The 12,818-nt window shown below is 42.0% G+C and carries 21 protein-coding genes; 6 read left to right on the top strand and 15 right to left on the bottom strand.

The window, feature by feature from the left end; all coding sequences use genetic code 11:
* Nucleotides 1–40: 40 nt before the first annotated feature.
* The 3 genes from B4U37_RS03410 to B4U37_RS22315 all read right to left on the bottom strand — a co-directional run bounded on the left by B4U37_RS03410 (nucleotide 41) and on the right by B4U37_RS22315 (nucleotide 849).
* On the bottom strand, nucleotides 41–220 hold the full coding sequence (locus B4U37_RS03410; RefSeq protein ID WP_088017078.1) for a hypothetical protein: 180 nt from the start codon (nucleotides 218–220) through the stop codon (nucleotides 41–43).
* Between the two features lie 51 nt (nucleotides 221–271).
* Nucleotides 272–508 (bottom strand): hypothetical protein, encoded by a 237-nt coding sequence (locus tag B4U37_RS03405; protein ID WP_088017077.1) that lies wholly within the window; start codon nucleotides 506–508, stop codon nucleotides 272–274.
* Between the two features lie 173 nt (nucleotides 509–681).
* The gene (locus B4U37_RS22315) at nucleotides 682–849 is read right to left on the bottom strand and encodes a DUF6429 family protein (RefSeq protein WP_245840048.1); all 168 of its coding nucleotides are present in this window, start codon (nucleotides 847–849) and stop codon (nucleotides 682–684) included.
* Nucleotides 850–1,148: 299 nt separating this feature from the next.
* Between B4U37_RS22315 and B4U37_RS03395 the strand changes: the two genes are divergently transcribed.
* From B4U37_RS03395 to B4U37_RS03385, 3 genes are read left to right on the top strand one after another with little or no spacing between them, the layout of a single operon-like run.
* Nucleotides 1,149–1,355: a helix-turn-helix transcriptional regulator gene (locus B4U37_RS03395; RefSeq protein ID WP_010199850.1), complete on the top strand. Its 207-nt coding sequence runs from the start codon at nucleotides 1,149–1,151 to the stop codon at nucleotides 1,353–1,355.
* On the top strand, nucleotides 1,352–1,840 hold the full coding sequence (locus B4U37_RS03390; RefSeq protein WP_245840047.1) for a hypothetical protein: 489 nt from the start codon (nucleotides 1,352–1,354) through the stop codon (nucleotides 1,838–1,840). The genes B4U37_RS03395 and B4U37_RS03390 overlap by 4 nt, the downstream gene beginning before the upstream one ends.
* A gap of 21 nt (nucleotides 1,841–1,861) precedes the next feature.
* Nucleotides 1,862–2,047, top strand: a complete 186-nt coding sequence (locus tag B4U37_RS03385; protein WP_088017076.1) for a hypothetical protein — start codon at nucleotides 1,862–1,864, stop codon at nucleotides 2,045–2,047.
* Between the two features lie 63 nt (nucleotides 2,048–2,110).
* Here B4U37_RS03385 and B4U37_RS03380 read toward each other — a convergent pair whose 3' ends face one another.
* The 4 genes from B4U37_RS03380 to B4U37_RS03365 form a co-directional block, all read right to left on the bottom strand.
* Entirely contained in the window at nucleotides 2,111–3,304 is a 1,194-nt protein-coding gene (locus B4U37_RS03380; RefSeq protein ID WP_088017075.1) for a DUF2812 domain-containing protein, read from the bottom strand.
* Complete coding sequence (locus B4U37_RS03375) at nucleotides 3,301–3,594, bottom strand: PadR family transcriptional regulator (protein WP_088020115.1); 294 nt, start codon at nucleotides 3,592–3,594, stop codon at nucleotides 3,301–3,303. Before B4U37_RS03375 ends, B4U37_RS03380 begins: the two co-directional genes overlap by 4 nt.
* Nucleotides 3,595–4,203: 609 nt before the next feature.
* Nucleotides 4,204–5,337, bottom strand: a complete 1,134-nt coding sequence (locus tag B4U37_RS03370; RefSeq protein WP_088017074.1) for a zinc-dependent alcohol dehydrogenase — start codon at nucleotides 5,335–5,337, stop codon at nucleotides 4,204–4,206.
* Between the two features lie 15 nt (nucleotides 5,338–5,352).
* A complete protein-coding gene (locus B4U37_RS03365) occupies nucleotides 5,353–6,189 on the bottom strand; it encodes an MBL fold metallo-hydrolase (RefSeq protein ID WP_088017073.1) in 837 nt (278 codons plus the stop codon).
* A 204-nt stretch (nucleotides 6,190–6,393) separates the two neighbouring features.
* Here B4U37_RS03365 and B4U37_RS03360 point away from each other — a divergent pair, with 204 nt between their 5' ends.
* Entirely contained in the window at nucleotides 6,394–6,834 is a 441-nt protein-coding gene (locus B4U37_RS03360; RefSeq protein WP_088017072.1) for a hypothetical protein, read from the top strand.
* 420 nt (nucleotides 6,835–7,254) lie between these two features.
* Here B4U37_RS03360 and B4U37_RS03350 read toward each other — a convergent pair whose 3' ends face one another.
* From B4U37_RS03350 to B4U37_RS03315, 8 genes are all read right to left on the bottom strand, one after another.
* Entirely contained in the window at nucleotides 7,255–7,641 is a 387-nt protein-coding gene (locus B4U37_RS03350) for an ASCH domain-containing protein (protein WP_088017071.1), read from the bottom strand.
* A 19-nt stretch (nucleotides 7,642–7,660) separates the two neighbouring features.
* Complete coding sequence (locus tag B4U37_RS03345) at nucleotides 7,661–8,350, bottom strand: aspartate/glutamate racemase family protein (RefSeq protein WP_088017070.1); 690 nt, start codon at nucleotides 8,348–8,350, stop codon at nucleotides 7,661–7,663.
* 112 nt (nucleotides 8,351–8,462) lie between these two features.
* A complete protein-coding gene (locus tag B4U37_RS03340; RefSeq protein WP_245840046.1) occupies nucleotides 8,463–9,026 on the bottom strand; it encodes a DinB family protein in 564 nt (187 codons plus the stop codon).
* Nucleotides 9,027–9,089: 63 nt separating this feature from the next.
* Entirely contained in the window at nucleotides 9,090–9,668 is a 579-nt protein-coding gene (locus tag B4U37_RS03335; RefSeq protein ID WP_088017068.1) for a redoxin domain-containing protein, read from the bottom strand.
* Nucleotides 9,661–9,963 (bottom strand): hypothetical protein, encoded by a 303-nt coding sequence (locus tag B4U37_RS03330; protein ID WP_157663698.1) that lies wholly within the window; start codon nucleotides 9,961–9,963, stop codon nucleotides 9,661–9,663. The genes B4U37_RS03335 and B4U37_RS03330 overlap by 8 nt, the downstream gene beginning before the upstream one ends.
* 20 nt (nucleotides 9,964–9,983) lie before the next feature.
* The gene (locus tag B4U37_RS03325; protein WP_088017066.1) at nucleotides 9,984–10,388 is read right to left on the bottom strand and encodes an OsmC family protein; all 405 of its coding nucleotides are present in this window, start codon (nucleotides 10,386–10,388) and stop codon (nucleotides 9,984–9,986) included.
* Nucleotides 10,389–10,458: 70 nt separating this feature from the next.
* Nucleotides 10,459–11,157 (bottom strand): response regulator transcription factor, encoded by a 699-nt coding sequence (locus B4U37_RS03320; protein WP_088017065.1) that lies wholly within the window; start codon nucleotides 11,155–11,157, stop codon nucleotides 10,459–10,461.
* Nucleotides 11,158–11,179: 22 nt separating this feature from the next.
* A complete protein-coding gene (locus B4U37_RS03315) occupies nucleotides 11,180–11,893 on the bottom strand; it encodes a cytochrome c biogenesis CcdA family protein (protein WP_088017064.1) in 714 nt (237 codons plus the stop codon).
* A 189-nt stretch (nucleotides 11,894–12,082) separates the two neighbouring features.
* Between B4U37_RS03315 and B4U37_RS03310 the strand changes: the two genes are divergently transcribed.
* Together B4U37_RS03310 and B4U37_RS03305 are read left to right on the top strand one after the other, a co-directional pair.
* Nucleotides 12,083–12,427: a PadR family transcriptional regulator gene (locus B4U37_RS03310; RefSeq protein WP_088017063.1), complete on the top strand. Its 345-nt coding sequence runs from the start codon at nucleotides 12,083–12,085 to the stop codon at nucleotides 12,425–12,427.
* A complete protein-coding gene (locus tag B4U37_RS03305) occupies nucleotides 12,424–12,762 on the top strand; it encodes a DUF1048 domain-containing protein (RefSeq protein ID WP_010199810.1) in 339 nt (112 codons plus the stop codon). Before B4U37_RS03310 ends, B4U37_RS03305 begins: the two co-directional genes overlap by 4 nt.
* Nucleotides 12,763–12,818: the final 56 nt, after the last annotated feature.

Genomic DNA, 12,818 nt, shown 5'->3' with positions numbered 1-12,818 from the left:
GGGGACAGGCACCGCGACCGATTTTTGTTGTACATTACTCTCACCTTTTCTGTTTTGTTAGTGTGTTAAAACTATTACACATCCAGTGAATGGTGGTGACAATAGCAGATAAGATGAAAACATGGAGACCTTTTGTGAAAGTTTCTCCGATTCCTAATACAACTAACACTATGTAAGCTAAAATGAAGAATGTAACAAAGAACAAACCGATTTTTTTCATAGACCCCTCCATGGGGACAGGCACCGCGACCCATTTTTGCGGTGAATCCTCCTATCCTTGAACTTTACTTTCTTTCTCTTTCAAATAGTTTTCGTAAGCTTCTTTGACTGGATCAGGCTTGGGAATATCTTTAGTGATCCTTCTGTGGATGTCATTTAGGAGATACAGTCCTCTAAATAAGGTGCCGGTGATTATTGCGAATGCAAAGAATCCCCCAACCATTGGTCCCATCAGGAGTAATGCATACCCTAAAATTAGTGCTAAAAAAATGGATAGTAATAAGTACAATGTAAAGCCCCCTTTTATTCTATGTATCTGTAAATATTATGTATTAATGGTATATCAAAATGGAAACTTATGCTAATGTATTTTTAAGAAATGGGCTAAGGGACAGGCACGGCGGCCCATAGATTTTACATAAAGACAGGGGCGGTGGTGAGTTCCTCCGCCCCTGTTTCCGTTTAGTTGCTGTCTATTTGTCCAATATACTTTTTCACTAATTTTTCTGCCTCTTCTATCCCCGCTTCTGTTAGATACACGGATTTCGAACGGGTTCCTCCACGGAGAAGGTCCTGTTCGCTTAATTGGTTTAAGGCATCAAAGTCGTACCCTTTCCAACTTCGTCTCATTTCTCCTATATTCTTTTCTTCCCACGATGTTAATTACAGTAATAAAAGAGTGTTAGCTCCTTGATTCTTTCTTCCATTGCTAATCAAACCTTCATACATTTTTGCCTTTATTTTAACCTCACAAATCGGTTGATAAACTTAATCTCTCCTGAAAAGTAGGTCGAGGAACCTGTCCCCTCAGCTCTTTCTAAATCATCTATTTTGTAAAGCGACCTTGACATTTAATCAAATGTAAAGTACGCTTTACTTACAACCGATTGTAAAGCTAGCTTTACAAAAATAATTGAGGTGTAGAAAAGTTGAAAAATCGGATTAAAGATCTGCGCAAAGCTGCGAAGATGACGCAAGAGGACTTAGCTGTACAGGTAGGCGTCTCGAGACAGTCCATCATCGCGATTGAATCGGGAAAGTACAATCCATCACTTGAACTAGCATATAACATTTCAAAGGTATTCGATTGCATCATTGAAGAGGTCTTTATTTTAGAAGAAGGGGGAGAGGAATGATGGAGGTACAAATTGGTGGATTGGTCGGATTATATGGGGGGGCTGTGATAGGTATTATAGCTTGGTGGTTTGGACGCCGTATGGCCAAAAAGCAACGTGGTTTGGATGAACTGCATGCTCATATTTGGCAAAAGGCTCGGGGAATTTCTTGGTTCTTCACGCTCGCTTCCATTTATTTATTATTTACGTTGATCATGTTCGGTATGGAATTAAGTCCCGCCATCGTTCTTGCTGTCATTATGGTTGTTCATATGACGAGTTGGGGCTTTACAGGCATGATTTTGTCCATCAATATGAATATGTCAGAGCCGTTGAAACCCTCTAAAGTCAAATTCGGTATTTTCATTGTTGCCTTGTCCGTTATTTGTTTTGCAATCCTATCTATTACTACCGGCAACTGGTGGTTCCTGCTTGCCAGCGTTCCACCAAACACCATTGGGATAATATTTGCATTGACACCGGAAAAAAGCAGTGAAGAATTTTGATAAAAAAAGGAGGAGACCACGATGGCACACGAGGCGAAAAAGTTGATACCAGGTTTGGGTACCCTAGTTAAAATCGTACCAGATGAGGTTAGTTTTCAAATTGAGCACCAAGCAAACTCTACGGCAACCACCCTACCTGAGTTAGTCGCAGATTTTAACGAGTTATTGGCGAAGCTTCAGGCAGCAGGGATCATGAAAAAGGAATAGCACCTATTAAAATGACCATTAAAACCGTGTGGGTTCTAATGGCCATTTTTTCTTCCTCTATTTTCAAGCTCTCCTCAACCTCATATAATACATCCAAGTCTTCGTGATGAATGTTCCAAACACGAGGATACAGATGAAAAACATAATGGTATTTGTATCATGTAAGGTCCAGGCCTCTTCTTTTCGGAACATGTAGCTAATGTTCATACTGGCAATGAAGAGGTACATTAGCACCAATGGCAGGAATAGAACGGTATAGGAAAGGGCGACTTTCTTTGCCTGTTTGAGCTTGTGTGTTTTGTCGCTGTATAAGGCTGGTGGTGTTTCGCCTTCTTCATATTCCTTGCTCCAGATGGTCCATTTTTGGATGGCACCCTTGGAGCTGAATATATCCTTCCAACCTGCTTGTCTATGAATCTCGAAATAGGTATCGTTCGAGAGGTTTTGATAGTCGGCACTGTATTTGATGTGTTGCGGTTCGCCTTTTCTAAAATAGAATGTGGTGCCTAGTTTGTTGACGCGGTGAAGGCGGTTTCCTTCAGTAGCTTGTTGCTCTAGCCATTTTTCAAGTTTGTCCGGCGAGTACATCCAACCGAACTTACGGCGTTTGATGATCAATCCCTCCCGTTTTAGTTGTTTTTCTTCTGCTTTGGTAAGGTTTTTCTTTTCTAGGGTGTGGTGTGGGGCATAGGTTGTTTGACTCTCTTGTGATAGTGCTTTGTTTGCCCTCTTTATTTTCCAGACGGAGTAGATCATGAAAAAGTAGAAGGCGGTTGCTAGCGCTGAGCCAATGTAGGTGATGATCCAAAAAGGACTTTCCACTCTTTCCACATTTCCGTTGCTTGCGAAATAGATTGTTGTAAAGAGGGCGAGGTTCATCAGCATTGCACCTGTTATGTAGATGAGTATAGCCATGAATCCGTAAAAAATAAAGTTGTTTCGTTTGATGATGGCGTCGCGACTAGTGGAAGTGGTCACTTTTCCCTCTGGTCTCTCGTTTGCGATGACATACCACTTGCCGGTTTTTGTCACTTTTTCCCAGCCGTCGTTGCGCATGGTGTTGGACAGGGTTGCGGGTTTTATTTTGTCATAACCGATTCGGTAGGTAACGTCTTTGGGTAGGGACTTTTCGAATGTGAAGCGTCGTTTGAAGCGGCGCAGTTCTTTTAGGTGATAACCTTCCTTCGCTTGGTCGGTGAGCCATTGTTCTGTTTTTTGCACATCATAACTCCATAGTGGTTTAATGATTGATTTCATAGGAATTCCCCCTCGTACTTCAATGCGTTTCCGTGAAGCTCCTTTAGCCTCTCTATTTCTGCTGTGATCAGCTCTTTTCCGCTATCGGTGATTTCGTACACCGTCTTTCGCTCGGCATCTGCAAATACGGTGATGACGCCGTCCTTTTGCATTTTTGTCAGCGTTCCATAGATGGTTCCAGATCCTAAACGGATTCGGCCGGACGAGATTTCCTCAACATGCTTGATAATGCCATAGCCATGTCGCGGCTCTGTCAATGACAACAAAATATAGAACGCCGTTTCTGTCATGGGTATGTACTTTTTTATAATTTTGGATAAATCCAATGTGGTCACCTCTGTTCTTCGAGTGTGTCGCGTTGTGACATATGTCGTAGTTTGACTATATCACGGTGTGACATAATTGTGCAAGGGGTTTTTTGGGTTGAGGAGACAGGCACGGTGGCCCAGTTTTGAAAGGAGTTGTTTGAATGGATTGACGAATGTTATTTTAGTATAGATTGCAAAAATGGTTGAGCTTTGACGAATGGATTTAAAATCAATTATTTAAAAGATGAATTTTCGGTTATACCAACGTTTGTTTAATTTTTGTTATTTCAAAATAACAGAGTGATAGATGAAATAAAGGTAATCTATGTGGTCACTTGCATGCCTTTTAGGTAAATGTCCGAAGATTTCGCAATTTTGACCGAAGTTTTTCCAAAGTTGACCGAACCAAAAATTCAACCTGTGAAAAGTTGTCCGAACCTAAAATTCCTTACCAAAAATGGCTATTTTTTCGAAAAAAAGTGCATTTTTCGATGATTCGTAAGAAGAACCTACCTATACTACCACACAGATAACAAAAAAATGGGTCAAGGAACCTCTCCCCTCAACCCACTTCACCTTTACCGAAAATAATCAAGGCTTCAAAATCACCTTAATACAGTCATCTTCTTTTTTGTTAAAAATGTCGTATCCGTGTGCTGCTTCATCTAGCGACATTTTATGTGTAATGATCTTAGTCGGATCAATCTTCCCACTCTTAATTTGATCATATAGGTGAGGCATAAAGTGACGCGCCGGCGCCTGCCCCATTCTGATATTGATGTTCCGGCTGAAAAACGGCCCTAGCGGGAACATGTTGTACAATCCACCATACACACCAGTAATTTGCAGAGTCCCTGCTTTTCTCACCGCTTTGGTTGCGATTTGAATCGGTCCAAGTGTCCCGCCTTGGAGTTTCATTTTTTGCTCCACCCACTCTAGTGGAGACTTTTTCCCGTCCATCCCAACACAGTCGATAACAACGTCTGCTCCGCCTTTGGTCAGTTCCTTAAGGGTTTCGCCCATGTCGTCGTATTGGGTGAAATCGAAGACTTCTGTTTGCATGTGTTGCTTGGAATGCTGGAGCCTGTTGCCGATATAATCAACGGCGATGACTCGTTTGGCGCCTTGTTGCCAGGCAAATTGCTGAGCCATGAGTCCTACTGGTCCACAGCCTAGGACAATGACCGTGTCTCCCTCTTTCACACCTGCATTCACCACGCTCCAGTAGGCAGTTGGCAAAACGTCCGATAAAAGGAGGAGTGATTCATCCTCCAGCTCACAGTCCTCCGGGATCAGGAATGGGGTAAAGTTGCCAAACGGCACCCGCAGGTATTCTGCTTGTCCTCCTGGGTGATTTCCGAATTTCTCGGAATAGCCGAAATAGCCTCCAGAGTCATAGTGCGGATTAGAGTTATCACATTGGCTTTCCAACTCTTGTTCGCAATAATGGCATCTCCCGCACGCGACGGTAAATGGGATGACAACGCGGTCGCCCTTTTTCACCTTTGTCACATCCGGGCCCACTTCCTCCACAATCCCCATCGGTTCGTGCCCGATAATATAGCCGATTGGCAACGGAAAGTTCCCTTGATACAGGTGCAAATCTGATCCACAGATGGCCGTGGACGTTATCCTAATAATCACGTCTTCACGGTCTTGAATTTTCGGGGCTTCTACTGTTTTTACGACTACTGTGTTTTTCCCTTGGTAAGTGACTGCTTTCATGATGTTCTCCTTTTGTTATACATATTTTCCATAGTCCGGGATGGCGACTGATTCAAAGTCTTGTACAAGTTTTGTGAGTCCATTGGCCAACTCTTCCCCTTCCATAGCAGGTCCATGACCAGTGACAGCAACTTGCGGATTTAATGATTCTAATTTTTTCACCGATTCCAATGCCGCGTGCCAATCCGTTGTAAAATACCTGGGCGGCCCGCATACTTCCTGTTGCTGCACAAGCACTTTATAGAGCGAGTCCTGCCTCACCGTGACAAAGGCATCCCCTGCGATGAGGATGTGGTCTGACTCGCGGAACAGGGAGACGTGCCCGGGCGAGTGACCTGGCGTGTGAACCCAGCGCCAACCCTCCATACCCGGTACAGTCCCATCCGCAGGCAGCGCCTGGATATGTCCGCTAAGATCCGTTGATTCGTTGGGAAAATAGGAGGACACTTTCGCAACGAGTCCACCTTCTACACTCGGGTCCGGCTCAGGATAATCGCTTTTGCCGGTCAGGTAAGGAAGCTCCAGCTCATGCGCATACACCGGAACTCCCCAATGCCGCACCAACTCCACCGATGCCCCAACATGATCGAAATGACCGTGCGTTAAGATGATTGCTTTCGGGCGGGCACCTTTTCCTAAATAGTTCTCCACCACAGAAAGAATCTCTCCGGCAGACTTCGGCATGCCTGTATCAATCAGCACCCAGCCCTCCGAGTTTCCATAGATGCAAATATTCACCACTTGGTTCGTATAGTAATACAAATCCAAGGTGACATGTTTCCCACTATGTGAGGCGATGGAGGTCACTGGGATAAATTTGTTGTCATCGCTATAGTTCATATCTTGAGACATCTTAAACACTCCTATTCTTTATGTACTTGGATAGTATTTGTTAAGGGGATGAAGGGTAAACATTTTTTTAGTGGAAGTGGAGTCGAGTGGACAGGCACGGTGACCTATTTTTATTAGCAAGGGCTTAGTTTTACATAAAGATTTCATGGGATTTTATGTTAATATATTGGTGTATGGATTTTTGGGGACTGGGGGAATAACACGTTGAATAAACTACGACTTTTACTGTTTGGCACCTTGGTTTTGACTGGATGTAATAATAATTCTTCTTCTTTGACCTATTCAGAGTTAAGTGAAGAGGATTTAAGCGAGGAAACACAGTCATATTTTCAGAGTGTGAAAAAGGAAAACGGAGCTCATCTGTATTTTGATGAAGAGAATGACTCCATGGTAGTTTACCTAAATGGAGAAAATATAGTTCAAGGTGAGAAAGCCGAAACTTTCACTGGTTTTGACGTAGATAGCGAAGAGGACATTCTAAAGTTAATGTATAAGAGTGAAGAAACAACTGATTTTTCAGATTCGTCATCGGATTATAGCCTCTTTTATAAAGTAAATCTTAACAAAGAATATGATAAAGTTAAGCTTTTTCAAAATGGAAATGAGGCGTCTTTTCTGTCGATTTCAGGAGGCGTAGAGGAATAAAAATGGGTCGCGGTGCCTGTCCCCCAAGCCTCAAGAAAGTTAGGTGATAATATGTATTGGAAATTAAGAATCCCTCTTCTCTTGTGTAGTTTTGGAATTATCTCTGGATTTGTTCAAACTTTCCATCACCTCTTTTTTGTGAACATTCCTTATCTCATTAATAGTGTTATTTTTATTGGCCTAATTGTTATCATCTTTACACTACTAGAGAAGACAAGAGTAAATGAAAAAAAGGTTCACTTTAGTTTGGGTGCTGCGATCATTCTATTTGGTATTTCCTTTGACTATTTGATGGTTTAGAGGTGCTGAGGGGACAGGCACGACGACCCACTTTTTCATTAATCTCGTGCCTATTACCCTTTAACTAAAGCATGATAAATAATGCCTTGACGAACCAAGAATGGGTCACGGTTCCTGTCCCTACAATTTCTCCACTAACTCAAAGTGCTCTACTACAATAACCGTATTATCATCTAATCCATTACCCTCTTGTCGTAACGCATCTTCCCAGCTAACGACGTGGTCTTTGCGAAACTCCTCTATTGAATTAGTGTTTTCTGCTTTCGCAATCTTCTCGTCCACATCTCCAAAACGTATCTCATAATTTTCGGTAATCAAGATGGTACACCTGTGTTTCCCCTGTTGATCATATACCGCTACGTAATCACCTACTTCTGTGGGTGGTTCTTCTGGGGAATCATAATACCAAACTTTTGGTGTACATGTTGCAGTTTTCTTTCCTCTAATGACTTCTAAAACCAATCTATCGTCATGTTCATCTCTTCCCCATAACGTCATTTTTTTCATTTCTTCCACCCCTAATTTCTCATTCTAATGACATATTCACCGCTTCCAAAGCATGGATGTAAGCCGTGTCAAATAGAGGAACATCTGAATCCCCCGGTTTTACCAATAATCCAATTTCGGTACAGCCTAAGATAATCCCTTTGGCACCAGATTCGATTAAGCCATGGATAACTTTTTTATAGTAATCTCTTGATTTTTCTTGAATCTTACCCAAACATAACTCTTCATAAATGACTTTGTTTATAATCTCTCTTTCCTGTTCACTTGGTACAATAACTTTTATGCCGTTCATCTCCAAACGTGATTTATAAAAGTCTTGTTCCATTGTATACCTTGTGCCTAGTAATCCAACCGAATTAATTCCTTTCTCTTTAATTTGTGCTGCGGTTGCATCTGCTATATGCAATAGGGGGATAGTTATTTTTGATTGGATCTCATTTACAACTTTGTGCATCGTATTGGTACAAATGACAATAAAGTCCGCTCCCCCCATTTCTAAAGAACGCGCAGCATCACCTAACACTTCCCCGGCCTTATCCCAGGCGCCTCCTGATTGGTACCGTTCTATTTCATGAAAATCGACACTGTATAATAGACATTTCGCTGAATGTAATCCCCCCAATCTTCTCTTAACCTCTTGATTGATTATCCGATAATACTCCACAGAAGATTCCCAACTCATTCCGCCAATAAGACCAATAACCTTCATTTTATCTCCTCCATTATCCTTGTTGTTCCTGTTCCTTATTAACTTCGCTAACCTGTAAACAAACCCTTTATACAAATAAAAAAACCGGCAGGCGCCGGCTTTTTTGTTAATATCAGCTCTTTTGAGCATTCATCGCTTCCCATTCTTCTTTACTAGGACCATACACTCCAGGAACTTTCAAGTCTGCCTGTCTCATAAGGACCGTCAATTGACCGCGGTGATGTGCCTGATGTTGGATAAGCAGACGAAAAACAGCCTGAAGTGGCATGTCTCCACCAAATAAATTGACCATTTTATTCATCGTTTCATCTGTAATTTGTTCAGAAAATGCTTGTGTAAAGCGCTGACTTACTGTTTTGTAAGTCTCGCTGATTTCAGCAGCAGATTTTGGGGTCTCTTTTTGAAGATCAGGAACCTCAAATTTTATACCAACTTGAGCAGGAAAGTAGTAAGCGGATCCTGTAATATGCCAAGCAAGGCTTCCAACGCTGTATAATCCTGGGGAAACTTCCTGATCCAACGATTCATTTGTCAGCACATCCAACAATTTTTGTGTAACAGCTGCTTCTTGTTTCCATTCATTTAAGAAATCATTAACTGACATAAACATTTCATCCCCTCCTAATGATTGGGCAAATCCTTCTATTTTAATAAGCCCTTCAAATGATTTTACCACATTCTGCTAACCATTAGCTCCTCTCAATGCTTACAATGCCACGGTGCCTGTCCCCTCAGCCCTTTACTCCATTCCGTCCACAATACTCTTCATCATTGCCTCATCCATTGGGCCTATAATCTTTTTCTGAATGATTCCGTCTTCATCGATGGCATAGCTTGTGGGGATGGTGAAGGCTTGGTATTGCATGCCGATGTCGCCTGCTTCATCAAGTGGGATGGCGAAGGTGAGTTCGTAATCTTTTACAAAGGTATTGATCGCTTCTTCCCCTTTGTCCATATTGGTGAGATTAACTGCGATGACCTCGACTTCTTCGTGGTTTTCTTCGTAGAAACTTTGCATATGTGGCATTTCCGCTTTACACGGTGGACACCAGGTCGCCCAGAAATTCAAAATGACCTTTTTGCCTCTGTAATCAGAGAGCTTTAATTCCGCCCCGTCGAGTGTCGTCAACGTAAAATCCGGGGCTTGGTTCCCTTCTTGCACTTCCCCTAAATCTACTCCTGGAATGCTTTCATCTTTTGTGATATCCACACTATCCGCATCACCCATTCCCTCTGAAGCTGGCTTGTCCCACACATTCACGAAAATGATGGCGACCGCTAACAAAATGATGGCAATGGATAAAAGGTTCTTATTCATGTTCCATACTCCTCCTTTGCTCCAATAAATTCCTACTCATTAGGATGTTTAAAAATACAAAAAACAAACCCAATACTTTCCCCGTACTTCCACCATGAAAATAAAGAATAGACATGGGCATATCCAAAAATAACTTAGGATGTATCACTATGTAGCTAAGCTTCCAAATGACAAAATAGAGAAAGATATTGTCCCAAAAGAAAGAAGGAATCGCCCGCCCTGTTAAAAGTTTATAAATAAGGGGCAGCACCATTAAAGCGATAACCATGACGGCTAGACTTGCAGAAATCGTCATGCTCCCAAAGGTAATGTAGCTCACTCCTGCTCTCCATTGTTATGAATCATATTTATCAAAACATCCACTTGGATTGTAGGTAAAACGGATTGGATCATGCCGCAATTTTTCATCACCAAGGAAGAGATTTTTTCACGTTGGGCAAGTGTCAGTTCATCCTTAGAAAAGATATTCGCTTTAATTGTGATCCTTTCGATGCGATTAGCCTGACTCGGATTTCGAATCGAATCTGCTTCCATTTCTAATTTTCCGTAAGGAATTCTTTTCTTTTCCAAAATTGTTTTAAGCAAGGTCCCACCGCAGCCTATTAGGGATGATATGAAGAGTTCATAGGGTCTGACCCCAACACCTGGCGTGGGTGATATGACCATTTGACCCGAGGGCAATTCTGCGATTACCCGGTCCGATTCAATTAAAAATTTCATCTACTGATTCCCCCTTTTCCATCTAGTATGGAATCAGTTTGTTAAGGGTTGATTAAGAAATCCCGCAAATTTATTGGCCGACAAATTTGTAGCCCATTCCTCTCACCGTTTGAATATAATCTTTAGGCGTATACATCTTTATTTTCTCGCGCAAATGCTTGATATGGACATCAATCGTCCGATCCGACACCATTTTTTCATGATGCTCATAAATCGAGTTCAAGATTTGTTCCCTTGTCAGCACTTGGTCCGAATTTTGCATAAAAAAATGTAAAAGCTTAAATTCAAATTTAGTGAGATTCAGCGGACTTCCATTTATTAAAGCTTCCCCTTTAGCAGGTTTCAATGTAAAACCGGTAAAGCTGAGTTTCCCACAGCGAGCTGCCGTCCTTCTTAGAACTGCTTCGATCCTCACCATCAACTCTGCTGGGCGGAACGGCTTGATCACATAATCATCCGCGCCAAGCTTGAAACCTTTGATAATATCACTTTCTTCCGTTTTTTCCGAGATGATAATAATGGGCATCAAGCTTTTCAAATCATTTCGGACCCACCTGCAAATTTCTTCCCCGCTAATTTTAGGAAGAGAAAGGTCTAATAGGAGGATACACGGGTCCAGTTGCGGAATCATTTTCATCGCCCGTTTTCCATCTGGAGCTTCGAGCACCTCATATCCCTCCCTCTCCAGATTGGTTCTAAGGAGGTTGCGTATTTCTTGATCACTCTCAACAATCAACACCGTTTTACCAATCAATTTCTCTTGTATCACCGGACTCACTCATTTCGTTATGTCATTGCGGAAATAAATTATAAATAGAAAGCCATGCACTTATTTTCTGCATTTGGCCTGTTAAAACAAGAAATCCAAGGGCAATCATGACCACTCCATTAATGAATGACAGCTTGGATAGGTACTTGTTGATTTTCCTGATTACCTTTAAAGAATAAACAAGAACAAGCGAAATCACCAGAAAAGGAATCGCCATTCCAATTGAATAGAACCCTAATAACAGGATACCTTGGTTCAGAGTGTCGGTTGAACTTGCCAACAGTAAAATCGAGGATAGCGCGAGACTCACACACGGAGACCACCCACTCGCAAACGCCATTCCCAAAAGGACAGAACCAAACATACTCTTAGATTTATTACTGTACTCAAACTTCTTTTCTTTCATAAGAAACTTAAATTTCAAGAATCCCGCCATCTGCAATCCAAAAATAATAATCAACAACCCTGCTATCTGCATCAGAGCAATCCTATATTCCATTAACAGCTTCCCCACAAAACTTGCAGAAGCACCTAAAGAAATAAAAATCATACTAAAGCCGATAATAAACCCAACCGAGCGCAAAACCACCTTTTTCCGGTCCACCATGATTTTATTATCCTCCATCTTACCACCTGTCAAATGCGTTATGTACGCAGGCAACAACGGAAAAACACACGGCGAAAAAAAAGACAACGTCCCCGCAAACAACGAAAAGATAACACCAACATCACTCATCTCACTCACTCCTTTACACCCATTATGAAGTGCGATTATTAATGTTCTGTTAAGAAATGAGAGGAAAATGGGTTGCGGAACCTGTCCCTGCAAATTACCTATCTTGTAATTTTATCTTGCACCACTACTATGTAATACTATATACTAGTAATAAGTAATACAGAATACCACCTGAATTGAGGGATAATTTTGGAAAATATTACGGAAATGCTGAAGGGAGTGCTGGAGGGTTGTGTGCTTGAGATCATCAGCCGCGGAGAAACATACGGCTATGAGATTACGCAACAACTGCGGGCACTTGGCTTCACAGATGTGGTGGAAGGCACTGTGTATACTATTACGATGCGCCTTGAGAAAAACAATCTGGTGAACATTGAGAAGAAGCCTTCCACCATGGGTCCGCCGAGAAAGTTTTACACACTTAACGCAAAAGGCCAAGAGCACCTTAAAACGTTTTGGGGTAAATGGGAATTCGTTTCAAGCAAAATTTCCGAACTCAAAACGAAAGACATATCAAAAGGAGAGATACTATGAGCTTTTTAGAGAAAATCATTGGAAGTTTAAACGACAAACGAGAATGGAGAGAAATGGAGGCGCGCGCAAAGGCACTTCCTACTGAGTACCGCAACGCATACTATGCGATCCAAAAGTATATGTGGACCGCTGGAGGACCGACTGACTGGAGGGAATGCAGTCGTATTTTCGGGGGCATTCTAGAACTTTTCGAGCAAGGTGCAGCAGAAGGCAAAAAAGTAACAGATCTCACAGGAGAAGACGTCGCAGCTTTTTGTGATGAGCTTGTGAAGGATACAGAAACATATAAAGACAAGTATCGGAAGAAGTTGAACGATTCGGTCAACCGGGGGTAATGGAGGGCTGAGGGGACAGGCACGATGACCCATTTTCTCAAAAAGGTCACCGTGTC

The sequence above is a fragment of the Sutcliffiella horikoshii genome, from assembly GCF_002157855.1.
Taxonomy (GTDB): Bacteria; Bacillota; Bacilli; order Bacillales; family Bacillaceae_I; genus Sutcliffiella_A; species Sutcliffiella_A horikoshii_C.
This window is presented reverse-complemented; position numbering and strand designations above follow the sequence as displayed.